Source organism: Ktedonobacteraceae bacterium, from assembly GCA_035653615.1.
In the GTDB taxonomy this organism is placed as follows: Bacteria; Chloroflexota; Ktedonobacteria; order Ktedonobacterales; family Ktedonobacteraceae; genus DASRBN01.
Map to the genome: position 1 here is coordinate 70,661 of DASRBN010000007.1, position 26,668 is coordinate 97,328.

General features: G+C 52.5%; 18 protein-coding genes. 10 read left to right on the forward strand and 8 right to left on the reverse strand.

Going from position 1 to position 26,668, the window contains the following annotated elements; genetic code table 11:
- Positions 1-59 precede the first annotated feature (59 nt).
- Positions 60-1,460 carry a nicotinate phosphoribosyltransferase gene (locus VFA09_04535; protein HZU66525.1) on the forward strand — a complete coding sequence of 467 codons (1,401 nt, stop codon included), beginning with the start codon at positions 60-62 and terminating at the stop codon, positions 1,458-1,460.
- Between the two features lie 366 nt (positions 1,461-1,826).
- Positions 1,827-2,738 carry a mechanosensitive ion channel gene (locus VFA09_04540; protein ID HZU66526.1) on the forward strand — a complete coding sequence of 304 codons (912 nt, stop codon included), beginning with the start codon at positions 1,827-1,829 and terminating at the stop codon, positions 2,736-2,738.
- 139 nt (positions 2,739-2,877) lie between these two features.
- On the opposite strand, the gene VFA09_04545 is transcribed toward VFA09_04540, so the two are convergent.
- Together VFA09_04545 and VFA09_04550 are read right to left on the reverse strand one after the other, a co-directional pair.
- Positions 2,878-3,705 (reverse strand): hypothetical protein, encoded by an 828-nt coding sequence (locus VFA09_04545; protein ID HZU66527.1) that lies wholly within the window; start codon positions 3,703-3,705, stop codon positions 2,878-2,880.
- Positions 3,702-5,801, reverse strand: coding sequence for an FHA domain-containing protein (locus VFA09_04550; protein ID HZU66528.1), 2,100 nt, complete (start codon positions 5,799-5,801; stop codon positions 3,702-3,704). The genes VFA09_04545 and VFA09_04550 overlap by 4 nt, the downstream gene beginning before the upstream one ends.
- Positions 5,802-6,448: 647 nt before the next feature.
- On the opposite strand from VFA09_04550, the gene VFA09_04555 reads away from it, so the two are divergent.
- Together VFA09_04555 and VFA09_04560 are read left to right on the forward strand one after the other, a co-directional pair.
- Positions 6,449-7,273, forward strand: a complete 825-nt coding sequence (locus tag VFA09_04555; protein ID HZU66529.1) for a hypothetical protein — start codon at positions 6,449-6,451, stop codon at positions 7,271-7,273.
- Positions 7,274-7,414: 141 nt separating this feature from the next.
- Positions 7,415-9,049 (forward strand): serine/threonine-protein kinase, encoded by a 1,635-nt coding sequence (locus tag VFA09_04560; protein ID HZU66530.1) that lies wholly within the window; start codon positions 7,415-7,417, stop codon positions 9,047-9,049.
- A 9-nt stretch (positions 9,050-9,058) separates the two neighbouring features.
- On the opposite strand, the gene VFA09_04565 is transcribed toward VFA09_04560, so the two are convergent.
- Positions 9,059-10,264, reverse strand: coding sequence for a PQQ-binding-like beta-propeller repeat protein (locus VFA09_04565; GenBank protein HZU66531.1), 1,206 nt, complete (start codon positions 10,262-10,264; stop codon positions 9,059-9,061).
- A gap of 292 nt (positions 10,265-10,556) precedes the next feature.
- Here VFA09_04565 and VFA09_04570 point away from each other — a divergent pair, with 292 nt between their 5' ends.
- Positions 10,557-12,644 carry a carboxypeptidase regulatory-like domain-containing protein gene (locus tag VFA09_04570; protein HZU66532.1) on the forward strand — a complete coding sequence of 696 codons (2,088 nt, stop codon included), beginning with the start codon at positions 10,557-10,559 and terminating at the stop codon, positions 12,642-12,644.
- Positions 12,645-12,972: 328 nt separating this feature from the next.
- Here the strand turns inward: VFA09_04570 and VFA09_04575 are convergent, their stop codons facing one another.
- Positions 12,973-14,283 (reverse strand): cellulase family glycosylhydrolase, encoded by a 1,311-nt coding sequence (locus VFA09_04575; protein ID HZU66533.1) that lies wholly within the window; start codon positions 14,281-14,283, stop codon positions 12,973-12,975.
- A 236-nt stretch (positions 14,284-14,519) separates the two neighbouring features.
- Here VFA09_04575 and VFA09_04580 point away from each other — a divergent pair, with 236 nt between their 5' ends.
- From VFA09_04580 to VFA09_04595, 4 genes are all read left to right on the forward strand, one after another.
- Positions 14,520-16,049, forward strand: a complete 1,530-nt coding sequence (locus VFA09_04580) for a MiaB/RimO family radical SAM methylthiotransferase (GenBank protein HZU66534.1) — start codon at positions 14,520-14,522, stop codon at positions 16,047-16,049.
- An 89-nt stretch (positions 16,050-16,138) separates the two neighbouring features.
- On the forward strand, positions 16,139-16,957 hold the full coding sequence (locus VFA09_04585; GenBank protein ID HZU66535.1) for a tetratricopeptide repeat protein: 819 nt from the start codon (positions 16,139-16,141) through the stop codon (positions 16,955-16,957).
- Between the two features lie 170 nt (positions 16,958-17,127).
- Positions 17,128-18,774 carry a helix-turn-helix domain-containing protein gene (locus VFA09_04590; GenBank protein HZU66536.1) on the forward strand — a complete coding sequence of 549 codons (1,647 nt, stop codon included), beginning with the start codon at positions 17,128-17,130 and terminating at the stop codon, positions 18,772-18,774.
- A 2-nt stretch (positions 18,775-18,776) separates the two neighbouring features.
- Positions 18,777-19,910 carry an ArgE/DapE family deacylase gene (locus VFA09_04595; protein ID HZU66537.1) on the forward strand — a complete coding sequence of 378 codons (1,134 nt, stop codon included), beginning with the start codon at positions 18,777-18,779 and terminating at the stop codon, positions 19,908-19,910.
- Between the two features lie 15 nt (positions 19,911-19,925).
- Here the strand turns inward: VFA09_04595 and VFA09_04600 are convergent, their stop codons facing one another.
- On the reverse strand, positions 19,926-20,747 hold the full coding sequence (locus VFA09_04600) for an SDR family oxidoreductase (GenBank protein ID HZU66538.1): 822 nt from the start codon (positions 20,745-20,747) through the stop codon (positions 19,926-19,928).
- Between the two features lie 214 nt (positions 20,748-20,961).
- On the opposite strand from VFA09_04600, the gene VFA09_04605 reads away from it, so the two are divergent.
- Positions 20,962-21,537: an AAA family ATPase gene (locus VFA09_04605; GenBank protein HZU66539.1), complete on the forward strand. Its 576-nt coding sequence runs from the start codon at positions 20,962-20,964 to the stop codon at positions 21,535-21,537.
- Between the two features lie 28 nt (positions 21,538-21,565).
- On the opposite strand, the gene VFA09_04610 is transcribed toward VFA09_04605, so the two are convergent.
- The 3 genes from VFA09_04610 to VFA09_04620 form a co-directional block, all read right to left on the reverse strand.
- A complete protein-coding gene (locus VFA09_04610) occupies positions 21,566-22,564 on the reverse strand; it encodes a cytochrome d ubiquinol oxidase subunit II (protein ID HZU66540.1) in 999 nt (332 codons plus the stop codon).
- A 14-nt stretch (positions 22,565-22,578) separates the two neighbouring features.
- Positions 22,579-23,691 (reverse strand): WD40 repeat domain-containing protein, encoded by a 1,113-nt coding sequence (locus VFA09_04615; GenBank protein HZU66541.1) that lies wholly within the window; start codon positions 23,689-23,691, stop codon positions 22,579-22,581.
- Between the two features lie 332 nt (positions 23,692-24,023).
- Positions 24,024-26,645, reverse strand: coding sequence for a tetratricopeptide repeat protein (locus VFA09_04620; protein HZU66542.1), 2,622 nt, complete (start codon positions 26,643-26,645; stop codon positions 24,024-24,026).
- Positions 26,646-26,668: the final 23 nt, after the last annotated feature.

The following is a 26,668-nucleotide window of genomic DNA, read 5'->3' on the forward strand; positions in this document are numbered from 1 at the left end:
ATAGATATGGTATCATATACACTAAGTATCTTACGAAGAAAGGTAGTTGAAAAATCATCATGAATCGTCGCGCACCACAGTATCATCCAGCTTTAATGACAGATATGTACCATCCAGATTCCGCTTATGTTTCATGGCGAACAGGTCTCAATGGACTGACAACCTTTGATCTCTATACCCGTACCGCTCCTTTCGGTGGCGCCTATCTGCTGGTGGCCGGAGTGGAGTCCGCGCTCGAATTTGTGCAGGCTTTTCACTATACACCCGATGAACTGCGTTTCCTGGCGCAAATTCGCGATTATGATAGCGCTTTTCTCGATGAACTGGCGAAACTGCGTTTTACCGGCGAGATACTCGCGCTGCCCGAAGGCTCCATTGCTTTTCCTAATGAGCCAATCATGCGCGTCACAGCTCCGTTTCGTGAAGCCATCCTGCTCGAGGCGGGGCTGGTTCAGGCCATCAACCTCTCCACCTTGATCGCAACAAAGGCATCTCGCATTGTCTTCGCGGCAGAACAGGGGCGCCCTCGCCGGGTCGCCGAGTTCGCTTTTCGCCGCGCGCAAGAGCCACTGACCGTCGCTCGCGCTTCCTACATCGGCGGCTGCTCCAGCACTTCGCTGCTCAATGCCGCCTACGAGTATCGCTTACCGGCAACCGGCACTGTCCCCCACGCCTTGATCGAACTCTTCCCCACTGAGGAAGAAGCCTTCGACGCCATCGCGGAGGCCTATAATCGCTATACGCTTCTGCTCGATACCTATGATCCACGCCAGGCCATCCATACTGCTATCAGCGTCGCACTGCATTCGCAAGAAACGCTCGGCCATACACTCGCCGCTGTTCGCCTCGATAGCGGAGATATCGTCGCCGATAGCAAATACATTCGCGAACAACTCGACAAGGCGGGACTCGACAGCGTGCGCATCCTCGCGAGCGGCGACCTTGACGAATGGAAAATTAGCGATATGCTGGCGGCAGGAGCCGAGGTTGACTCGTTTGGAGTAGGCACCTCCCTCGGCTTTGGCAGCGGCTCCATTGAACTCGATATTCCCGGTGGAGCGCTTGGCGCCGTGTATAAAGAGGTTTCGTACATGGATGAAGCAGGCAACGAGATTCCCAAAGTGAAGCTCGCCGGCCCCAAGTCTACCTGGCCCGGCAGGAAAGAAATCTATCGCCATCCTGAATGGAAAGAAGATGTTGTCCAGCTCGCCAACGAACCCCGTCCCGATAACTACCATCGCCTGCTGCGCCCGGTTATGCGCAACGGTGAGATGATTCCTGGCAGCCTGCCTCCGCTCTCAGAAATACGCGAACTGGCCCAGCAGAACTTACAAATGCTCCCGTTACAATACCGGCAACTCACAGTAGATCAGCCCTATCCCGTGCGTTTCAGCGACGGGTTGCAAGCGCTGCGCAAACAGGCAGAGAGGCTGCTGGAGAATCACCTACCAGAGGAATAACCAGCTGGTAGATAATGGGCATACATCCACATCAACGCTCCGCGCAATCATGAATTGCCGGGCAGGGCAAAAATTTGTGCTGCCCGGCAACCCAATCTTCTTCAGCATCCCCTAAAACTGTTCCTTCTCTACTATAAAAATCGCAAGAAAATAGGATTCTTATGGCATCATTTCTATTCTTAAAGTAAGATTAGCAGAAAACTTAAAATTGACTTAGCGTTTTCATTGTTGACTTGATTCGCATTTCTACAGTAGATTATCCTTTACTCACAAAAGAAAAAACGACCGGTTCGTTGACGAGAAAAGGACCGGTCGGTTGCACATTCATGCTACTTACTCATTCACAACGATTAGAGAGGAGTCTGTATGGTTACGAACTGGGGCACATCCATTTTCAATGCCCTCAGCAACGCGGTGAATCTCATTCTGACGTTCATCCCGCGTATTATCGGCTTTCTGGTCATTTTGATCATTGGCTGGATCATTGCTACCCTTGTTGCCAAGGCGGTAACATTCCTGTTGCGCAAGGTCGGTTTTGACCGCATGGCAAACCGCATCGGTCTGAATCGCTTTGAGCAGCGCATGGGGGTTACATTGGATCCTGCCGGAGTTCTAGGCAAGGTCGTTTTCTGGTTCTTGCTCTTGATTTTCCTGGTTCCCGCAACCGATGCTCTGGGGTTGCCAACCGTCAGTAACATTCTGAATACGCTGGTGGCCTACATTCCGAACGTGTTTGTAGCTATCCTCGTACTGTTTCTGGGTACGTTGCTGGCTACCTTCGTTGCCGACCTGGTGCGTGGAGCAACTGCCTCCACAAATATCGGTAACCCATCCATTTTTGCGGGCATCGCTCGCTGGGCCATCATCGCCTTTGCCGCGCTGGTCGCGCTTGAGCAGTTAAAGATCACGCCCGACCTGATTAATGAGCTATTCGGCGCTGTTGTCTTAGCGCTGGCTATCGCTTTCGGACTGGCTTTTGGTCTTGGTGGGCAGGATGCAGCGCGTCGCTGGCTCGCTCGCGGAGAAAATACGGTAAGCAGTGCGGCCTCACAGATCAGTGCTCAACAGAGCATGAATCAGGCCAATGCTGCTCAGATGCAGGTACCTCAAGCTGCCACTTACCAGCAGCCCGTACCGGCGCAGGGTTATCAGCAGCCCTATCCGCCTCAGCAGCCTTACCCTGCACAACAACAACCTTATCCACCCCAGCAGCCTTATCCGCCACAGTATGCGGATAACACTGAACCCACGCCGCCCATGCGGCCCAATCAGCGTTAACGTGCTGCTAAATGTCCGATAAGCGTAGGAAGTTGTAGTTCAACACAAAAAGAAATGCGACGGAGTGCAATCAATGCTACTCCGCCGCATTTTTTATATTAACAGCAGACTTCCGATGAGCAGTCAGGAAAGATCCTCACTACACCTTCGGCCTGCCGCAGTTGGGGCAAAAGTTCCCCGCGTTGCGATCAGAAGTAAATCCACACGCGCACAGGTAAGGCTGGTTAACTGCCGCCCGTACAGTCTGTTCTGCCGGAATTTGCGCCGCGCTGGGACCTGGAGTTCGTAGTGTCTGCTGGGCATCAAGCGGGATGGGACCTGGGCTTACAAATTGCGCCGCCTGCGGGCCTGCGAATTGAGCCGGATTGGGACCCGCGAACTGAACAGGTTGCTGAACCGCAAATTGAGCCGGATTCGGGCCCGCAAACTGCGGCTGCGCACCAGCGAAAGCAGGCGCAACTCGCGGTGGCTCCAGTGGATTGGCGACACCAACTTGCTGCTGGGCAGGATATGGTACAGCCGGGGCCGGACTTACTCTCGTGGCACGACTGATCAACCATTGCCCACCCTGATAGCGCCAATTTAGGAAGAACAGGCGGAGCGGCCCCTGTAACAGCAAAAAGATGCTCAGCCAGATCAGCCCATACTGGATCAAGAAGACAGGAAATGGCGGGGGCGTTTTAATACCTGGCAGATGTACTGTAATGATCAGTACCCAGATCAAAGCGCCTTCCACTATACCTGCTGCTACCTGGAAGCTCGTCGGCCAATCGCGGTCCCAACGAAACGTCGTGATAAACTGGTACAGTATATCCCAGACCAATCCAAAGACCAGCACGTACAGCAGCGCCCATAATGGCGTGAGGTAGTTATGAATGACCAGCCCCACCAGCAACGTGATGATAAGTCCGGCAGTCGGCAGTAAAAAGAGCCGAATCTGCCAGCGACCGAATAATGTTGGTGTCATACGCGTACTCCTTGTCCTTGTGCTTGTCCTTGAAATCCGCCTGCATATGCTGTACCGGTCGGAGCTGACGAACTCCTGTTCGGCTCAGCGCCACGCACCCAACGCATCCATTGAGAGAATGAACGCAGTGGAGTGAGCTTGCGCAATCCCGGCGCGCGCAATCTAACCAGGTCTTCTACAGCACGAAGACCCGCGTATTGCAATCCTAGAAAACTGTCGACAACCGCGTGAGGCCCACCAAGTGTCATCGCTCCGCAGGCATAGACTCTTCCCGGCCCATTACTCATACCCTCCACCTCAAAATCATTCGTCACCCGTAACCGGCCCTTGGGATTTAATCCCAAACTGTACGTGTTTACCATATCATTTAACATAGGGTTCTTATCGATGGCCGCTGTCAACCCTGTACAGTCAATGATATAGTCTGTAATCAGCGCTATCTCGGGCTGGTTCGGCTTGCCCGTTGAAAGCTGCGTCACGACCTGCCCCTTGCCGCTACGCTCAAGGCGCTTAACCTCTCCGAAGTAGATCTGATACCAGCCTTCTCGCAGCCCCCGATTCGCAATCTTCTGCCAGTCTGTACGGTCCGCCGTGGTCGTTCCTCCCCAATCGTTTAGCAACCGGTCGCGCTCCGCATCATCCGCCCTCTCAAGCCGGATGCGCATCGATCCTGTCCAGCAACCCTTGGGCCAGTTGAACGGCTGCAGCTCGACATGGTTGATCACTCGCCTGACAGCGCGCCCGTCTCGATGACCCTTCGGCACCGGGTTGCGGTGAACGTGGATAATAACGATATTCTTATTCTGCTGGCGCACCTCGTATAGTCGCTGGATCACCCGTGAAGCCACAATTCCTCGCCCGCGAATCATCACTACTCCCCCATTCTTTTTCAGATCCTCATACACGTGATTGTGCTCTTCATAGGCGTTGACCGTGTGCTTGTAGTCCCTGGTTCGCTCGCGGTACTCATTGATATCATCCAGAATCTTTATTCCAGGGTAGCCCATCGCCAGCTGGACATAGCGCCCTACCGCCAGGTGATGAACCATTTGCCCTCGCTGGTCAGGCGCCATATAGGCCACCACATACCGGCCATCATCTGTTTTACGTATCGCCTGCGCCCGGCCATAGCGCCAGATGCGTCCCCAGCCGATGCGCTGAGCCTCTTTATCCACAGATCTGAAAACATCTCCTGAACGCGGCGTGTAGGTATACGTCAGCGAAGGCTCACCAAAAACATGCTTTGCGACCCACCACGCGTTCCCCAACTCACCCTTACCAAGGGAACGAAAGATTTCACGCAGACCGTAGGATGGCCAGCCCCAGATATTGTCCGGGCACGACTCGCTGTTGGAACGTAATCGCTCGTGGAGCGGTATCTGCGAGTTGCCACATAGGCGCGAGTAGCGACCCATGGGCCTCGGCTCCAGACCTATCGCGGCAATCTGGTCGGCAGGTACCCCGAAGATGCGCAGGTGATCAACCCAGGCGAAGCTGCCTATTCCGCCACCAACAGCGAGGTACGTCGTCTCTATGACAGGCAATCCGCTGCGGTATATCTCATTCATTGGGATAATGGGCTGGCGCATGCCACCCAGGGGTAAGGATTCCTCTACAGGCTCCTTCGTCGCTTCTGGCAGCAGTTTGTCGTCATGGCTGAACACAAGAGCGGACTCGCCAACCGGCAATCCGGCAAACCGGCCCAGGAAACTTTGCGAAAAAAGGGCCGACTTCTCAAGACCCTTACGTGTCGTCGACAACTGCGCTGCCTGCACAGCTGCCGCGGGCACTTCCCTCACCGTAAAATGGAAAGGGCCGATCTGGAAGCTACTACCGCTGGCCAGTTGTACTTCAGTAATACGCTCGTCGTTGACGAATGTGCCGTTGGTACTCTGAAGATCTTGAAGGATCAGTCTCCCACCATCAGCTCGTAATGTCGCGTGCCGGCGCGATACCCTGTTGCTGCTGAGAACAACTGTATTCTCATCAGTTCGTCCAAATGTAACCGGTAGTGGTCCCACGAATTCTCGGCCTTCACCGGTTGCTACATCACTCCAGGTCAACTGTACATTAAGCGTTTGTGAATCTGCTGGCATAGGCAAAGCCTCCATTACCAATATAACCGGCTGTTAGCAGCTGGTAACAAAAACGATTGTACCGGGACAGTCAATATTCCCAAATTCAGCCCTTGCCACCTGGTTTTTCCCTGCATTGCATCTGAACGGTGCAACTCGGTTCACGGAAAAAGTATAAACTTCTGCCCTATAAAAAGCAAGAGCTTCAATCCACAAAAAATATATGTTAAAGATCACTCTGGTTTTTGCAATAATGAATCGGCAATCATCTTAAAACGTGAAGTAACGCTCATATTTTTATCAGGAATACTAATCTATCGGGATATGAATTCCATGTAACTACTCCAGCCTTGCAAACTCCTCCCAGGTCACAGCAGCCATAACTGAATGGTAAACGTCCAGAGCCAACTTTTTTTGCATGTAAGCTGCATAATATTACCGATACTGATCCCTCGTTGTACTTGCCGGCAATTTCAGCGAAAATATCGCCGGCGACATTGCCCGCGAAGCAGCAAAGGTGTATCATTAACAGCGTTGCAGGGGGTATCAAAACACCTATGGCTGAACGTCTAACTGAATCAGGTACAGAACATACCGGGGAACCAGAAACAACAACACGAGAGAGTATTGTGGTGAATGAAAACATGCCAGCGGCAGATGGACTTTCTATGACCGGAACAGACAGTGTCTGGACGCCTTTCTTCATGGTCACATTTGCTTCACTACTGGTACTGGGATTGAGTGGGGATGCGCTGCTTGCCGAGGGATGGCTCGCTCATTTCTATACGGGACAATGGATTATGCAGGCGCATGTCGCTATTGCCGGCATACTCTGGCTGCTGTTGGCGATATTTGCTCGCTCGCAATGGGCGCGTATCGGGGCTATTTTCGGATGTATCTGGGCAATCTTCATGAACCTCGATATCATCATTATCTCAACTTCTGGCAATATCGGTTCGCCGCTTATTCCTCCTGTCAACGCGGCTCTCTGCATTGCTCTGCTTGGCGCCTACACCTGCCTTTCCATGGAGCAAATCCCATTCCGGCGCTGGGATGCCCTGTTCTTTGGACTTGCCCCCATTGGGGGAATTCTGGCCGTTGTACTGGCTTATTTTCTTACCCCTGCCGGTACATGGTCATTGGGCATGTTCGAGGGGTACGTTGCGGCAACCGCCCTGGTTCTTGCCACACTCGTATGGTGGCTGCGCCCTTCATGCTGGACAGCACAGCCAGGACCTACATTCTTGTTCGGGGTCGCGCCTCTTATCCTCTTGCTCCTTGCAATTCCCAGCGAGGGATTTAACGAATCAAACTTTTTTCTTGCTCAGGTTGTACTGATCCCTTTGTCTTCCCAAACCATTACAGAAGCTAATTTCTTTTTCTCTGAAGTCGTCCTTTTATGCCTGATCCTGGGAACTTTACGCATGTTGAAAGGTCAGTTTATCCGCTCCGACATCCCGAGCCTGGATAGACATTCTCCAACAGTAAGATAGTTCCTCGCAAAACTGTGAACTAAACGATAGACCGGCTCACATAGATAAACTATACTGTATCTATCAGTTTATTCTCTAGTAAATTAATCTTGCGAGTATCCGAAAAGGCTACGAAAACGCAGTGTTAAAGTGAGGTCCGGCATGTCGATCTTTGAAAATCAGACCGGAAGAATACCCCGGCAATCCATCTTGCACCAGCGCTATGCCATCGTTGGTCCGCTTGGCCGCGGCGGAATGAGCGCGGTATACCAGGCAGTAGATACTCAAGAGGCTAACCGGCGCGTCGCCATTAAGGAGATGAGCCAGGGCCATCTCAGCGGCCCTGATCTCGATGAAGCCATCAGGCGGTTTCAACAGGAAGCCACCCTGCTACATTCGCTTCGACATCCTAATCTACCTCGCATCTTTGATATATTCGAAGAGCAGGGACGTTCTTACCTCGTCATGGAATTCATTGAGGGCAAAAACCTGTTCCAATTGCTGCAGGAAAACAAAATGCGCCCGCTTCCCGTGGCGCAGGTCGTGGATTATGCCCTTCAATTATGCGATGTGCTTATTTACCTGCATGGACTGCAACCGCCAATCATCTTTCGCGATCTTAAGCCAACCAATGTGATGGTTACCGGGGATGGTCATATTTATTTGATCGACTTCGGCATTGCGCGCTTCTTTAAGGAAGGCCAACAGCAGGACACTATTCTTCTAGGTTCACCAGGATATGCGCCCCCCGAACAGCATGGCAGCGGACAAACGAATCCCCGTTCTGATCTCTACTCATTAGGTGCTACACTCCACTGCTGCCTGACGGGAAAAGACCCCTATCTCTCAACAGAACGCTTCATCTTTACCCCGGTGCGCCAGGTTAACCCGCAGGTCCCGCTTGAACTCGATCAGCTCATCCAGCGTTTAGTGATAGTAGATGAACGCTATCGTCCGGCCAGCGCTCTAGAAGTCCAGCAATGGCTGCGCCAGATCAGGCAACAGGCAGCAGGTGATACTGTGCAAGTGAGTCCTCGTCCTGCCGCTCCCGCGTATGCTCCAACCCAAAATGTCCCGCCGAACGCTCTATCTCCCGCATCCCCTCACAATACTTACCAGGCGCCGCAACTACCTCCAACAGTGGCAGTAAGAACCGCGGCACCGTCTCCCCAACTTCCTCAAAGATCAGCTCGCGGTCATCCGCAAGCGTCAGCTGCCGGCTTTCGTCGTAAGGCAACATGGACAGCTCCTTTCACCACCCTATTCCTTGGCATGCTTATCCTTACCGCAGGTGGCACCCTCTATGCGCTCAACTTCATCGTGAACTCGGATCATATGGTTGAATTCGGGTTATCTGCTCTCCTGCTTCTGGTTGCGATTGGAGCTACCCTGTTCGTTCACAAATTCGTTCCCCTATTAATCCTTATGGTCATCGCGCTTGGCAGCATGGCATCTGGCATAGCTTTTCTCATGCAGGCAACACCCGGTATCCAGCTCATCGAGAACCTGGTACATGTCAGCGACAACAACCTGTTTACGGCAGGATTAGGAATTGCTGCGCTTGTCTTACTCTGCTGGCTATTTCGCTCAATCTCCTGGCCGGGCCGTCTCCTGCTCTTTGTGGTATCTGGCGCTGCCACTATCTGCCTGTTTATTCAGTATCCTCTTAGCGATGCGAACTCTCTCGGAGGAAACGAGGGGGATATCAAGCACACATTATTGCTCACAGCCATCATTCTACTTATCCAGAGTACGTTGCTGGCGGTACAGGCAGAAAGGGCTAGATCTCATTCATAATCGGTTCTGCTATCTAAATGCATACACCATCCCGTTGAGGCTGCCCACATACAGGCGCCCATTGGCTAACGAGGCAGAACCCCGTATCTCGCCCGTCGCATAACGCCAGATAGGACGCCCGGTTTTACTATCCAGCGCATAAAAGAAACCATCTCCAGAGCCGATATATATGCGTTCACCTGCCACAACCGGTGTCGCAAGAACCTGCGCGCCTGTTGCGAAACGCCAGATCAGCTTCCCATGCAGCGCGTCAATACATAAAATCGAGCCGCGATAGTCTCCCATATAGAGTCTGTTATTCGCCTGGGCCATGCTACCGCCCACACCATCAACCACATTTTGATTATGCACCGTGTTCAGCAGATAGACCCAGCGCAATTGGCCATTGCTACGGTTCAGGGCAAAAATCTTTCCCTGCCATGTAGCGATATAAACGGTATCTCCCTGCACGAGCGGGCTACTTGTGATGCGATCTCCGGTATCGAATGACCATAAGACGTGTCCATTCGTAAGACTCAGCGCCCAGAGCTGGGTTCCCGTTCCCAGGCCAATATAGACCGCGTTGCCCATAATTGCCGGAGAACCCATTGTAGGCCATCCGCTCGCCCCGTGTTTGAATGTCCATATAACTCGCCCGCTGGCTGCATCAAGAACCCACAAATGAGTGAGAGAAGCGACATACACACGTCCACCAACGACAACCGGCGGGGCCTGAATCTTCTCACCCACACTGAACGACCAGTACATCTGACCCGTCTCCGCGTTGAAAGCAGCGATGGCCTTACTCTGCATAGCCACAAATACTACCTGGCCTTCCAGGGATGGGGTCGCATCCGTCAGCGAATTATTCAGTTTCGCGCGCCATACTACAGCCCCCGAATCCTGCCTCAGAGCATATAAATAACCATCGGTGCCGGCAATATACAGCATGTTTAGACCGGCTACGGGCGAGGAGAAGATGGGGCTTAGCCGCCGGGTCCATACTATCTTGCCATCAATTGTACGCGGGTGTACCAGCGGATCGACGAAACCGGTATGTCCTGGATCATAACCAAACATCGGCCAATCACCGGCGCTCGAACCCTCCAACAGGCTCGCATCAATTACGCGATTTTGAGTTGTAGATGTGCTCGCCCCTGGAGAAGCAGCACTACCACATCCGGCCAGCACTATCAACACGAGGCCCAGGACGAACACCTGAAATAGACGCTGCACTACCGTACCTCTCAATACATAAAAATAATCACTGTTCAACTAAACGGCCCTGGCAAGAAATTCTGTCTACGCTCTAAAACTGCCCCCAAAGTGTGCTAATCATCCTACGGGCGCCTGTTTATTTGCTATAGGGACCGGCTTCATCATGCCCGGTGAGCAATATCAAGCGCAAAGGTAGGAGAAATCTAGACATCTGAGGCTTTCCAGGTCTAGCGCGCAAAGCCCTGTATTAGCTATATGATGAGGCAGACCCGGCAACAAAAGAAAAACGTCAAATGTAAGGAGTAGAGTAGTGCAAACGAACAACAAAAGTTGGCTGCGCCAACACCTCACTACCATTCTATCTTCCGCGGCAGTTCTGACCCTACTTATTTCGTCAATCGTCATTATCCCTCGCGCCATTTCAATTCACGCCGTATCCAACACCTTACCCAAAGCTCAGTACGTCCCCTCGACCGTCTTCGGTGATACCGATGATCTGCCGAAGGGGTCGATCAGGCCAGTCAGACAAGGGTTAGCAGCCGGTTCTGCGTCTGTCAGCGGCGTCGTTACCGATGCTACTACCGGACAGCCGGTCGCGAACGCTCAGGTCGGTATCAGCGTTGGTACCGTGAGCTCAACAGCGCAATACACGACAACCGCCAGCAATGGCAGCTACAGCTTCACCGGCATCGCCGCCGGGACATACAACCTGGAAGCAGATCGCTACACCATTAGCGGAACGCAGCCTTTCTATAAAGATGCGGAGCAAATGCAGGTGAATGTCAACGGCAGTGTGACGGTCAACTTTAGCCTGACTCCCATTGCCGTGCCGGGTTCGCGCACCATTCCGGCAGGACACGCCAAAAATCTGATTATCGTGGACTACGACGAAACCTACTACGAGTCCTGGTTCACCGATACACAATCCATGGCCAATAATTCACCTGCCACCCATCAACTTGCGCAAAATGGCGTGCTAGCCTCAGAGACCTGGACACAGTACGGCTACTCACCCATCGATCATTACCAGATCGCTGTTGGCTCGTACCCTGCATGGCGCACACCCGATGCTCCGGCCAAAGTATGGGGCCAGCCAAATGGACTCGACACCAACATCTGGTACGGCGGATCAGAAGTTTTCGGCCAGGAATCAATCTTCGATGTCGCCAAAAGCTATGGCATGAGTACCGCCGTCATCGGTGGCAATGACTATCCAACCGGGCACATTACCGATGCCAACGTAGACCAGATTTCCCTGGGCCAAAACATCAATGGTGTTCCTACCCAGTGGGTTACCGAGGTGGAGAATTTCTTGACGGCTCACGCCTCGAACGCCAATGGCTCCCTGGTGTATATGCCGGTCACAGAGGCGGAGGGTAAATCTATAGAAAGTACCAGCCCGGATGTCTCCGGTAGCCTCTATCAACAGGCCAGTTCCTGGGATGACCAGGCATTCGGAGAATTACAGACATGGCTGCAGCAGAATAACTATATGAGCAATACCGCCATCGCCATCGTCTCTGACGAGGCACAAAATGACGGCACCCAGTATGATAACTTCTATGGCCTGGGCGATACGGGCATGGGTTCAACGCGCCATCTTCCATTCGTCTTCTCAGGCCCAGGCATAGCGACCGGCAAGACCTATACAGGCAATGTGGGCATCGATGACATGAGCGCGACCTTTATGTATGAGCTTGGCCTCCCCGCACCTGTCGATAGCAGAGGACAAATTATCTCAGGCTTCTTCACAGGCGGTGTGACTCCGACGCCCACGCCATCACCATCCCCAACCGGCACGCCCTCACCTACACCCACGACCACAAACACGCCATCTCCCACGGCCACGAATACCCCTTCGCCGACAAATACCAGTACGCCATCTCCCACGCCCACCAAAACACCCACGCCTCCTCCCACCAGCACACCCCCTCCAGGAAATAATCTGATTATCAATGGAGGCTTTGAATCGAGTGGCAACTGGGTGTATGGGGGTACGAGTCATCCCGCGCGCAGTAGTACGCAAGTACATAGCGGGCATTATTCCTTAAAGGTGGGACTTAGCAGTGGGCAACAGGGCGATTCGACTGCCTATCAAACGGTAACCATTCCAGCTGGCACAAAGCATGCTACCCTCAGCTTCTACTACTGGCCAGCCAGCAATGACTCCAGCACCTACGGCTGGCAAGAAGCTGATGTGATTAATAGCAATGGCCAGGTCGTGCAGCAACTCTTCCAGAACACGACCAATGACCAGGTCTGGATTCAAATGTCCTTTGATCTCTCGGCATACGCCGGTCAGACCATCGGCATCCAATTCCTGGATCACGAGGAGTCCAACGGCTATTCGTACTACACCTATATGTATGTGGACGATGTAACCTTGACGGTGAGCTAACGGGCTAATTCACCACGTACACACCGCCGATTCATCGGCTCGCGTCCGTTGCTGAACTATTTTGTGAAAACTCATTGCCGGCCCTGGCAGCCGAATTATTTCATGAAGTTCGCAAAGTCATGGCTAAAACCATAAATAAGAAAAGACGAACGACAGTCAGAACGCCGTGCCTGCTACAACACGGTAGGGCAACGGAACCGGACAGTTTGGCAACGGTCGTGAGGGCTTTTTAATCAATTCACTACTACCCCTGTTCCCGGCAGCGCAGTAACGAAAGTGCAAAATCTGCCGGGAACAGGGGTAGCAGGGCAAAAAGAAGTAGGGGTAACTAAACATATCCCCGTAATCGTGCATACACCAACTGGCCCATTCCGGGCACCGGTGTTCCATGATAATTCTCGATGAGCTGGGGATAGCCGCATGGAGAACCTTGCACGACCCAGGCCCATGCCACCCAGCCGATATGATGCGCATCGAAGTAAGTGAGCAATTTGCTCATAAAACTTGTGCCGCAATCGTACTCGCCGCTTTCAGCCGATATCACGGGGTACGTATTGCTGATTGCCCCGAATGCCGCATTCCAGCTCGACGGCATTTTCTCAGTATAGGGATAGGGATGGGTATCATACACCACATTCGAGCCGCTAATGTGGTACACGCCTACCTGGCTCAAGTTAAAACCCCAGTCCATACCAGCCACCAGCACCAGGTTTGTCGCGCCTGTATTACGTACTGCATCCACCAATGCCTGCATACCCACACTATCAAAAGTCAATGTCTTTGTGCAGTGGCAATCAGCCGAATAAGCCTGGCCGGTGATGGTACACGCGGATAGCCAGCACGTCCAGGAAGATGGATGCGGCTCGTTAAATAGCTCGAACAGGACATTTGAATAGCTGCCATATATTCCCGCTACCTGCTGCCAGAACGTGACGCTATCAGCATCCGGCATTGCCCACGGTCCGCCGCCCTGCAGTGATTGACCACCGGCATCCGACCATTGCAGATCAAGGATAACATTCAATCTCAATGCCGTCAGCGCATTCACGACCTGCTTGACAAGGGCCCGGTACTGCGTCGCGGTACATGCCGGGGAAGATTGACCATAGAGCCAGAAGCCCTCGGAGAGCGGAAGGCGCACAGTATTCGCTCTCCAATAGGTTATACCGGCCCGATTCGTACCGGAGCCCATATATGCTAGTTCCTGGGAGTCAAAATGCCCATCGCCGGTACAGGAATATTCAAGCCCATCACGTCCTATGCCATGAAACAGATATGGTTTCCCATCGGCGGCCAGGATAAGATTGCCCTGAACCGTATATGGACCCAACGCGTAAGCCTCCCTCATTGAGGGAACAGGGGTTGGAGTAACAGGAACAGTGGCTGTTGGTGACGGCTGTTGCGTAGGCACCGGTGTGATAGTCGGCGCAGGTTTCTGCGTTGGGCTTACACGCGCAGTTGGCGAGGCTCTTCCTTCAGGAACCTCATTTACAGTACTTAGTCCTGCCCGACTGGAATTCTCATGAAAGCTCGTTACACCTGGCTCTCCCTTAACATGCTCAGGGCCAAACCATAAAACTCCCGCGACAATTATCATCACCACCACACCCAACAATACAATCTTCAATAAACGTGGCATGCGTTGCATTCCTTCATGCGCGTAATCATAATGACAAATGTTGATACACCTTTATCTCTTAGTAGTAAACGGGAGAAATGGGGATATCTTCATATAGTATGGTTCTTGAGCCAGTCCATTTACGATGCGAACATAGGCCCTATGAAACCTTCTGTCAGTATGCTATAATACCGTCCTTAGAGATAAGACACCAGAAAATCACCGGACGAATGAACCATGCTTGGAGTGACAAAAGGATGACTACGACGACGAATATCGCACGCGGGAAATATCATATCTGGACCGTGGGGTGCCAGATGAATCAGGCCGATTCCCAGCGCATACAGACGATGCTCGATGAAATGGGGTGGGAAGAGACCAGTATGGATCAGGCCAACCTCGTCATTCTCAATACGTGCAGCGTTCGTAAGGCGCCGGAAGAGAAGGCGCATAACCAGCTGGCGCAACTCAAGCATGCCAAGGCCAAACGCAGTGACTTGCTCGTCGCTCTCATGGGCTGCATGATCGGTAACCAGAAGACCATCGACGAATTGAGCAGGCGCTACCCACATATCGACCTCTTCATGAAGGTTGAGCAAGCTGATATTCTGCCACGTTTCCTGGAGGAGCGCTGGACGCCTATCTCAGGCGCGGGCTGTCTCGACATAGAATATGCGCCTCCCGATGAGGATATTCCGGTCGAGCCTATTGAGCGCCTCCTGCCGACATTTGCCACCTCAACCAGTACCATTGGCAAGCGCACAGTGCTACCGATGGCAATCACGCCGAAGCCGGGCGAGCGCACGGCCCATTATCCTACCAAAATCGAACCGGCAAAAGCGAGTCCAACCGCCTGGTTGCCCGTGATTCTAGGCTGCAACAAGGTCTGCACCTACTGCATCGTGCCCTATCGCCGTGGTCGCGAGCGCAGCCGTCCCGTGGAGGAGCTGGTTACCGAGGCGCGCTCGCTGGTCGCCAGGGGCGCGAAGGAATTGACGCTGCTTGGACAGACTGTTGAAGCCTATGGATTGGATTTGCCGGATAAGCCCGACCTTGCCGTACTGATGAGCCACCTTAGCGAGATCGACGGCCTGGAGCGTATTCGTTTCATGACTTCATACCCGCGCCACATGAACGATAGCATGATCGAGCGTATGGCAGCGTTACCAAAAGTCTGCGAGCACGTCAATATTCCTGTACAGGCCGGAGATGATGCCGTACTCAAGCGCATGAAACGTGGCTATACCATCGATGAGTACCGCGACCGCATTCAAAGGCTACGCGCACTGTGGCCGGGTGTATCGCTTTCCACCGATATCATCGTGGGCTTCTGTGGAGAAACTGAGGAGGAGTTCCAGCACACGCTCGATTTGCTTGAAGAAATCCGTTTCGACGTTGTACATGTCGCGGCATACTCGGTACGTCCTGGAACCGTAGCTGCGCGCTGGGAAGATGATGTGCCATTAGCAGAAAAGAAACGTCGCTTGCATGCCGTGGAGGAGCTACAGGCATCCATCGCGCTCGACTTGAACCGCCCGCATATCGGCAAGATCGAGGAAGTACTGGTCGAGGACACGAACTATTCGCATGGTCGCATGCAATGGAAAGGGCGCAATCGCACGAACAAACTGGTCTTTTTCCCGCAGCCCGGCGAGGAGACTTTCGAAGATGGAGCACCACCAGCTGATTGGAGCCAGGCGCCGCGTGTTATTCAGCCCGGCGATCTTGTGCAGGTACGCATAGAACGAGCAACAGCGTGGTCTTTGCAGGGATGTGCAGTCGCATAGACATGGAATAACTTGCACTGTTGCGTAGTTGCTGTATAATAGGCAAATTATAAACGAGTACATCCCTGCTATGGATGGAGGAGGCGTCGATGACACAACAAACACAATCGGCTGAAGAGAAAGCACGCTTGAAAAAACAATGGACGGAAATGGCCATTCAACAGGCGCTGGCGAGTCAATGGGAAGATGCAGTCGTTACGAACAGGAATATCTTGAATCTCTTTCCTAACGATCCTGAAGCCTACAACCGTCTGGGTAAAGCCTACAGCGAACTGGGACAGTATACCGAGGCCCGGCAAGCTTATTCCCAGACCTTGAAATTTAGCCCAAACAATACCATTGCTAAAAAGAATCTGGACCGGCTCTCAATGCTTGGAGAAACTCCTGTGCAGATTCATACAGGGGTCGAGCGCATCGATCCACGGCTCTTCATTGAAGAGACCGGCAAAACCGGCATGACGGAGTTGATCAACCTTGCTCCCACTTCTGTCCTCGCAACGGTGGGCGTGGGCGACCGGGTAAATTTGCATGTCAATGGGCACACGATATTTGTGCAGAACGCCGCCGGAGAGGACATAGGTCAGATAGAGCCGCGTCTTTCTAACCGCCTGATCAACTTTATGGAGGGTGGCAATCGCTACGCCGCCGCGATTCTTAATATGGATAATGGCAAGGTGCGTTTGATCATACGCGAGGAGTACCAGCATCCCAGCATGTTCGGCAAAGTTAGCTTCCCGTCTCAGGGCGGTGGCGACACGATCCGGGCATACATCAAGGACAGCATGCTGCGCTATGATCGCGAGGATGACGAAGATATCGCCAATGATGATGAATACTACGACGGCACCGACGAAGCCGAAGAAATGACCGAGATTGATTTCGAAGGCAGCGTAGAGGGTGAAGAATAACAAAAGAAGGGAAAAACAGGATGAACAAAACCAAAAGAGTAGCCTGGCGCAAACATCGTATCAAAGCTAAGAAGTACGAAGAGAAGCGCAAAGCGCAAAAAGCCAGCGGCACTGCTGCCACATCTCCAGCGCGGCGATAATCGCCGCGCTTCCTATTTGTGTATGGAGCAATGAGCAGTTCGCCTTCCCCCACATCTTCGGCCTCTGTCCGTAACATTCTTACTCTCCTGGTCGCACAAGATGCGCAACTGGTTGCAGGAGCGGGAGGATTGGAACGCAAGGTCGTATGGGCCACTCGTATGCGAGCACGCCTTCCAGCATTTGAAAGCGTGCGTGGAGGGGAACTCGCTCTGCTGGCACTCTCACTATTACGTCGTCATGATGAAACCCTACCACATGTACTGCAAAGCCTGCATCAGGAGGGGATTACCGCTATTGCCGTCGCTGCTCCATCCATCGAAGCTCTCGGACAAGAATCCCTCACCCTTGCAAACCAGCTACATTTGCCTTTAATCCTCCTTCCTCTATCGGCTCCCCTGGAAGAGATCGAACGCGAAGTCATCACTTTTGTCGTTGGTTTCCGGGGTGAAATCGAACGTAGAGCGACTGAAATCTCGCACCGGCTCATGCAATTGAGCATTCAGGGTACAGGTATCAAGGGCCTGTGCGAACAACTCGCACGCAGTTGCGAAAAATGGGTCGTTTTGCGAGACGCGGAGCAGCATATTCTCTATCAGATACCACCCTCAGAGGAGCATAGCCAGGCGCTGCCGGCAGAATTGTCGGACGAAAATTTGCGGCAGGCCAACTTAACGCGCATCACGGTCCCAATTCAGATCCGCCATGAAACAGTAGGCTACCTCTCACTCATCGGCGGGGATAGCGATTTCGACCACCTTGAGCGCCTCATCCTGGGGCAGGTCGTGCCCATCCTGGCACTGGAATTCGCGCACGAACGCGAGCGCAGCGAGGTCGAAACACGCTATCAAGCCGAGGCGTTCATGGATGTTTTGCAGGGCAATTACCAGCAAGCTGACGAAATGTTAGCGCGCGCCCGTTTACTTGGCCACGACCTCGCCGTCCCCCAGGTCGTCGTCATCTTCGAAGTTGCTCCTGCCGAACCAGAATATCCCGTCGATAGCTTCTCGCAATGGCATAGAAGGATTCGTGATGAGCTGTTGCGGGTGTGGCCATCTTGCTGGATACTCGCGGAGCAGCGCCGCGTTACAGCTCTACTGCCCTACCAGCCCAATGGCAATAACCCGGAAGCACTACGCGACTGCGAGCAAATCATCTTCAAACGCCTGGAGCGGGTACAGGCGCGAGTGCAGCAGAACATGGGAAGCAATGGCAGCCTGCCGGCGTATTCGGCGGGCATCGGCCATCTCGCCAGAAGTCTGCCTGATATCCCCCAATCCTATCGTGAGGCGCGGCAAGCTCTGGAGATCGGACAGAGGCTCTTCGGCGAGGGCAACTTGCATTCATTCGCTCGTCTAGGCATCTATCGTCTCCTGTTCCATCTCCATGGTCAGAAGGAACTCACCGATTTTTACCATGAAACATTAGGCCCATTGCTTGATTCCGATAATCGCAGCAATGGAGCGTTGATTGAAACCCTCGAAGGATTCTTTCGCTGCAACGGCAATCTCAGCGAGACGGCTCGTACCATGCACCTGCATAGAAATTCCCTGCTCTACAGGCTGGGACGCATCGAAGAATTATTGGGAAGATCTCTGGAAGACCCTGAATTGCGCCTGTCTTTGCAAATCGCGTTGAAGGTGCGTCATCTGTTCCCTGAAAACAAAAAGGATTCGTAATTATGAGTGAAATCGTCAAACTTTTACGTCAACTCGTCGCTATCGACTCCATCAATCCCGACCTCGTGCCTGGAGGAGCAGGCGAGGAAAAAATTGCCCGTTTCATAGCCGACTGGCTACAGGAGGCAGGTCTGGAAGTTCATTGGGACGAACCTGCGCCGGGACGCCCCAACGTCATCGGCATCGCTCGTGGTACGGGCGGCGGACGTTCACTTATGCTCAATGCCCATATGGATACCGTTGGAGTTGCCGGTATGGAGCGGCCTCACGATCCATATATACAGGACAACCGGCTCTATGGGCGTGGAGCCTATGATATGAAAGGCGGGCTTGCTGCTATCATGGCCACCGGTGCCGCCGCAAAACAACTGCAACTTCGTGGCGATGTTATCATTACAGCTGTCGCGGACGAGGAATATGCGAGCATCGGCACCGGTTCCATCGTCAAACGCTGGCACGCGGACGCCGCTATCGTGACGGAACCTACCGATTTAAATATTTGCGTTGCCCACAAGGGCTTCATCTGGTTCGAGGTAGAAACATCAGGCGTGGCGGCCCATGGCTCCCTGCCCGAAATAGGCGTCGATGCCATCGCCAAAATGGGCAAAGTTCTCGCCGGGCTGGAAGAACTTGATCAGAGGCTCCGTTCCGCTCCTTCTCATCGTCTTCTAAAAAGCGGCTCCGTACATGCTTCCCTGATTCACGGAGGGCAGGAACTCTCAAGCTATCCCAAAAGCTGCGTCTTAGGCGTGGAGCGGCGCACTATACCCGGCGAAACGAAGCAGCAGGTCGAGTCTGAGCTACCTGAAATTTTTGAACGAATAGCGGCAACCGATCCCAACTTCAAAGCCGCCGTCAAGACATTGCTTGCACGAGATGCGTTCGAAGTCTCGGAAGATGAACTTATCGTCCAGACTCTCCGCCGTCACGCAGCCGCTCAACTCGGCGAAGAGCCTGAGATAATCGGACAGTTTGCCTGGATGGATTCGGCCATCCTCTCGACTGCCGGTATACCAACTGTGATCTTTGGTCCAGGTGGAGAGGGTGCGCATGCCGTAATCGAATGGTCAGATCTTGAGCAAGTAGCAAAGTGCGCCCAGATTTTGACCGCCGTAGCAAAAGAGTTCTGCGGCTAACAATTTGCCGGAACCTTATACAGCGGCCTTACTGCGCTTATTGCGCGTTCCACTTCTCCCCGGTCTCATTGTTAATGCAGCCATCCGTGCCGAAAAGGACATTGGGACCAGGCGTGCAAGCGCAGCAAGTAGAGCATTCATACGTCCATCAACTGCAATACTCCGACCGCGCTCCAGGGCTCGTAGGGCTGTTGTTACCACCTGCTGCGGTGTACGCTTCCGTCCGACCGCTGCATCCTCTGTCCCCACAACATTGAAGAAATTAGTTGCCGTTGCTCCAGGGCAGAGTACGATCACGCGAATCCCACGCCGGCGATACTCCTGGGCCAGAGCCACAGAGAATGAGACTACAAAAGCCTTTGTTGCCCCGTAGACAGCCATATAAGGGAGTGGTTGGAATGCCGCGGTCGAGGCAACATTGATAATCGCTCCTTCTCTAAGTGACACCATCGATGGAACGAATACATGTGTCAGATCAACGAGAGCGATAACGTTCAGCATGATTTCGTCATGGTCGCGCGTCGCATCTAGCGTCTCGAAACGACCATGCGTGGCGAAACCGGCATTATTGATGAGCAGATCAACATTCAATCCTCTGCGCTGTACCTCCTCATATACATCCTGCGCGGCACCTTCACGTCCCAGGTCGATAGCAATTACCTCTGCGCGAACTCCAAACTGTCCCATAATCTCGTTTGCCAGTTCGCGCAACTTGTCTTCGCTGCGTGCCACAAGAATGACATGCATACCTTTCGCCGCCAATATACGCGCGAATGCCGTGCCAATACCCGAAGATGCCCCCGTAATGAGAGCCGTCTTACCTTGATAAGCGTACATAGAAGTAATTTCTCCTCTTTAACATTTGTTGAGCAACGCTATTGTGATTTGGTAACGGCGTTACCAAGACAAAAAACATTCTACCAATCTAATACCTTGCACTTGCAACTCTACGCAAGATATCTTTCAATTGTATCTTTTGCATAGTGAATAGGATCAAATCCGCACGAATTTGAGGCGAATGTAAGAAAATCCACCGAAACAGAGGAAGCATATGAATAATCAGAGAAGCATCATCCAGACAATCCAGACTGCACAGGCTCCGAATGGGATGACCACCAGGATTATCGCCATTGATGGTCCAGGCGGCGCGGGGAAAAGCTCGTTTGCCGAGCAGTTATCACAGCAATTAGGCAATGCACCTATTCTTCACACCGATGATTTTGCCAGTTGGGAGAATCCGCTCAACTGGTGGCCCCGCTTGCTCAGGCAAGTACTTGAGCCACTCTCTCACAATGAAACAGCGCGCTACCAACGCTATGATTGGGTCACAAAACGCCTGGCAGAGTGGCACGAAATACAGCCCGCCGGGTATCTTCTCCTTGAGGGAGTCTCTTCGTCAAGAGAGGCTTTTCGGCCATACCTCACATTCTCCATCTGGATTGAAACGCCACGCCAGGAGCGGCTACAGCGCGGTCTACAACGTGATGGGGAAGCTGCTCGTCCACAATGGGAGGAATGGATGGCACACGAGGATGAGTATATCGAGCGTGAGCACCCAGAACAAAAGGCAGACCTGGTGATTGACGGCACACGACCTTACGATCTATCAGTGCTTTTTAGCAGCTAGATACCCGGCAGCAGTTTAAAATTTCTATTCACATCGAAGGCTCTGAACCCCTACTTTTAAAAATGTGCGAATGGTAGCGGATCGCTAAAAACAAGCATACAAGGCCTATTATCGAGCCGATGAGTAGAGCTATGAGTACATTGTACGGCCCTACCGTGGCATAATCGATTGTGATATGAGGGGGAATCAGGTATGGTGTTTGTGAGGCGCCCCACCAGAGCAGTAGTAGGGCGGTTTCGATAATCATGAGATTGCGCGCGCGATGATATGCCTCCTGGAAGAGCGACCACACCATCCAGAGCCAGAAAAATGTTGTCACTACCAGTAGAAAGATGCCCTGTTTGATCATGCCATGCCATAATATCGGGACATCTGCGCGAGCCAGAATCAGCCCAACTAGCGCGAGAATGGTTGTGACAGCAACAGCAATCAGTGAACGCGAGCGAAGCGCTGCTATCAGTGTATCATTCTCCGCCTCCTCAGCCCTTACCAATAGATACAGACATGCCTGTAAACTACACAACGCGACTACAAAAGCTCCCATCACGACCGCAAATGGAATCACATAGCTGTTCCATAGATTTACAGGAACGAGCTGATCTTGCTGGAAAATAATCTGCCCACTCGCTATAACTCCGGCTATTGTTCCCAGCAGAAAAAGGGCCAGCAAACTGACCAAACGCAACAGCCGACTCAACATTGCGTTAATTGAAAGGAGAATCAGAGCTATAACGCGCAAGACTATTGCAACAAGGATGAGAATAGCTGGTACCAGGAACACTGTTGATAGCACTGAATAGACAAATGGATACGCCAGAAACAGGCCAAATGGCAGGTAAATGAGCAGCAGATGGCTTGCCTCCCAGGTGGGGCCAATTGCTTTGTGAATGAAAAGACGATATTGCGCTCCCTGCTCTTTAGGAGGAAAGAGCTCCCAGGTAGCCATGCCCAGGGCGGTGCCGCCCAGAATGATATACACGATCAGCACGAACCAGAGCAGGAAAGTAACCAGTTTAATGAGATTCATTGCATTCTCTCCCCCTACGGCAATTGCCATACCTGTACAGTTTTATCAGCGCTCGCACTGGCAATGAATTTTCCATCCGGCGACCATTTCGCGCTCCGGACGGTATAATAGCCATCCGGGTATGTATGACCTTCATACGTATAGATAACTCTACCTGTCATAGCATCCCAGACTTTTGGTACGAACCCGGCTCCTGCCGAGACAATCAGCTTCCCATCCGGAGACCAGTCTACCGTAAAAATTGGCTCCTCAGACCCTTGAAAGTTGAGCAAAAGTTTTCCTGTGCTGGCATTCCAGATTTGTACAGAACCGGTATTAAAATAGCCAGAAGCTATGTATTTGCCATCTGGTGACCATGCTACACACCAGGGCTCATCATATTCACCACGAGGATCATATTTACTGGGAACGAAAACGTGATGATAAACCACAACATTCGCTCCTGTCGTCGCATCCCATGCCTGAGTGGTCTCATCTCCAGAACCGGAGACTACACGCGTACTGTCGGGAGACCATGCAACTGCTTGCACGTCAATGGAATGACCCTTATAGGCAAAAATGAGCCTCCCATCTGCCGCATCAAACACTTCCACTTCATGACCCTGATGATTATCGTCCACAACTTCTCCGGCTGCAATGTATTTTCCATTCGGAGACCAGGCCACTGCACGTAAATAAGAGGTAGCATGACATAGAAATGCATCCCTCCCTGTTCCGGCATTCACTATCCGAACAGCCGTATCCTCTTGCGACCCTACCGCTATCAAACGGCCATCAGGCGACCATGCTACCACGTCTAAAGTTGCAGAATTTTCTTCATAGATTGAGTCACGAACTGGATTCCGGTAAGTAAAGATACGCTCCCCTGTGAAAGCGTTCCATACCTGCATGGTGCCATCATCGGAAACAGAAGCAATCTTTTTCCCATCCGGCGACCATGCCAGGGCATTTACGCGGTCACTGTGGCCAGTATAGATCAGGGGTTTGGGATAATACAGGAAGCCGCCAACTACGCCCCCGGTGATGACTAATCCGCCTAACGCGGCTAGCAGAGTCCGGCGCGAGATACGCGCTTGATTCGATTGTGAGTGATCCTGAGCGTCCTTCATTTTTGATTCTGTTGCCATAATAAAACCTCCGGCATGTAAACGTTCAGTCAACCAGAAATTTGTTGCCGATTATGAAATTTTCATAGGCTGAACAATTGCAAAAGCCAGGGTCACTATTGATCCAGTGATGAGATTGTTACGTATGTGATAGTAGAAATCCCCGCTATAAGGTTTCTCCAGGTGTAGTTATTGATATAATCCATGCAGAGGATAGGGACAATACAAGAATGGATAAGCAAGGGAGCCGGCATGCTCCTTGCCGGGAAATAGGCATTTCCCTACCAGTCTAGTATTGAAAGGAAGAAACTATGTTGTGGGCTATCATAGTCATCCAATGGCGGCATATACTATCAGGCATTCCGTGGTTCTGATAAGGAGGACAACCAGGCTTTCACCTGCTCTTTTATCCGGTTTCCCATAGCCTCAAACATTTGCAGGCTTTCTGCGGCCAGTCGTTGCGCTTCTTGCATGTTTCCCCGGGCGGCACTCACACGTGCCAGCCCGAATAATGTTAATGCCACCACTTCCTTGCTCCCGCCGGCAGCAACATTGCTTGCCTCTTCAAATGCTGCATATGCGTCATTGATCCGGCCTTGTTTGAGTTGCAGTTCACCATATTCGTTCAACATCATACCAAGCATCCAGATATCGCCGATCTTATGTGCTATTTCCAATGATTCCCGCAGGTATTGCTCAGCCTGCTCATAATGTCCCTGCTTCAGAGCCAGACTTCCCAGGGAGCCAACATTGGTGCCTACGAATCGTATATCATCGATACGCCGGGCTACATCAAGCGCCTCGACGATATACGATTCGGCATTGTCATACTCTCCTCGCTCCAGTGCTACCCCGCCAAGATTGGTTAATATGGCGCTCATAGCATCAAGAAATCCAATCTCACGCGCTAGAGCAAGGGCTTGCTGGCCATACCTTTCCGCCGCCTCATAATCCCCTCTCAGTACCGCAATAGCATTCAAATTGATTAGTAACTGCGCCATCCCGCCACGATCGTCAAGAGCGCGCACGATGGTCAATCCCTCCAGGTTATAGGTCTCGGCATCAGCATAGTGTCCCTTGTCACTCAGGACACAGCCCAGATTTCCCAACACGTCACTGAGCAACTTCGAATCTCCGGTCTGGCGCGCTAAGTCCAGGCTTTCCCGTAGGTATGTCTCCGCCAGTTCATATGATACGCGAAAGCGATACAGTACTCCCAGCACCATCAAGATTTCGCTGAGCAGTCTGGCATCACTCCCCTTGCTCGCTATTGCTCGTGCCTCCTGTAAGCATTGCTCTGCTTTGGCATAATTCCCCTGCTTATAGGCGACTTTCCCTTGATTAAGTAGCGCAGTAGCTAAAGCATCATCATCGTTGAGATGGCGCGCAGCCTCTACTGCGCGTTCGATATATATTCCGGCTTCCTGAGCATGCAGACCGCGTGTGAAAAGAAAATGGAAAAGAGCATTGACGCAGCGCACAAGGTTTTTGTCCTGACCTGTTGCATACGCGGCGTCTAAAGAGGCGAATATATTGGGCATTTCCTGATCCAGCGCATCAAAATGTCTCGCATTTTGCTCAACAAATTCCGCAAAATAGTCTGCCATGCGGGTGAACGCGTCTCTATCGTCCAGAAAAGTCCGGGCATAATCGGCAACTATCTGGTGCAGCGTATAGCGACCCGGGCCACTAACTTCAAGCAGGCCCGCATCGCTCAATGCGTCAAGCACCTCCACGGGAGCGGCGCTTACGGCGATGGCTGCTGCTTCTGAAAAGCTATTGGGCTTGGCAGGAAAGACGGAGAGCGCCCGCAAGGCCTGTTTTTCATCGTCCTCCAACTGCTGATCGCTGACAGAGAGCACTGTTTGTAAGGATAAGGGAGCAGCCGGAGCAAGATGAGGAGGACGCTCAAGAGGAGAGATAGGCTCGACGAGGCGCAAGCGCTCTTCAGCTATGTGCAATCTTTCAAGAGCTGCACGGATGCGGCGTGGTTGCCCGCTGTGCGATTGAGCGCGCAGATAGCGGCCCATCAGTGTGAGTGCGAGCGGTAATCCTCCAACAGCCTCCACCAGCTTGCGCGCGCTATCCGGTTCGTTTTTCACTACCTCGGGGGTCAGGCGAGCTAACAACGCGAAGCCATCGGCCGTACTCAATTCCTGCAAGACTATAGATACGCCCTTATCAGCAGCAAAGTGCAAGGCGATATTGGGGAAACGGGTTGTTAAGAGGTAGGCACATCGAGAACCGCCCACCTTGAAAGCGAGCGCAGCTTCAATGCGCCATGCGTCATCGATCACAAGCAAGAGCTGTCGCTGGCCGATCACCGCTCGCAGCGTCCTCGACCAATCTTCAATACTTTTCAACTTAGCGGCCTGCTGAGCAGGAATCCCAAGCAACGTTCCCCAGTGATTAAGGGTCGCAAAGACATCGGGGGTCGGACCAAGGCCGGCCCATAATACCCCATCTTTGTAACGAGCCAGCACCTGCTCGTCATGGGCTAATTCTATAGCTAGCGTTGTTTTACCTACGCCTGGTAATCCATTGATGGCCGCCAGTACTTCTCCTTTGCCTTCGCATAGATGCTCTCGCAGCTGCGATAAGACGCCGTCTCGCCCAATTGGTTTCGCCGTATCTCCAGTGGGAGGTGGAAGCATTGGATCATAGAGCGGAATTGCAATACCAATTGAAGGCGAAGTTCGATCATCAGAGATGGCTGGCGGAAGCCCATCACCCGTCTTCTGCGGCACCTTCGTATCCTTGTCACGGATGAGGCCAAGCTCGCGTGCATCCTTTCCAAAAAGCTCACACAGTTTCTGGCGATAGTAGGGACTTGGTGAGGCGGTGCCATGCTCCCAACGGCTCAGATAGTAGTAATCAGCGCCGATCTCATTAGCAACATATTTCTGCGACCAGCCACGTAGTTCTCTCGCTTCCTTCAGGCGCAAATTGGGTATCGCGACCGTTGACTTTTTCATGGGTAACTATGCTCTCCTCCTAA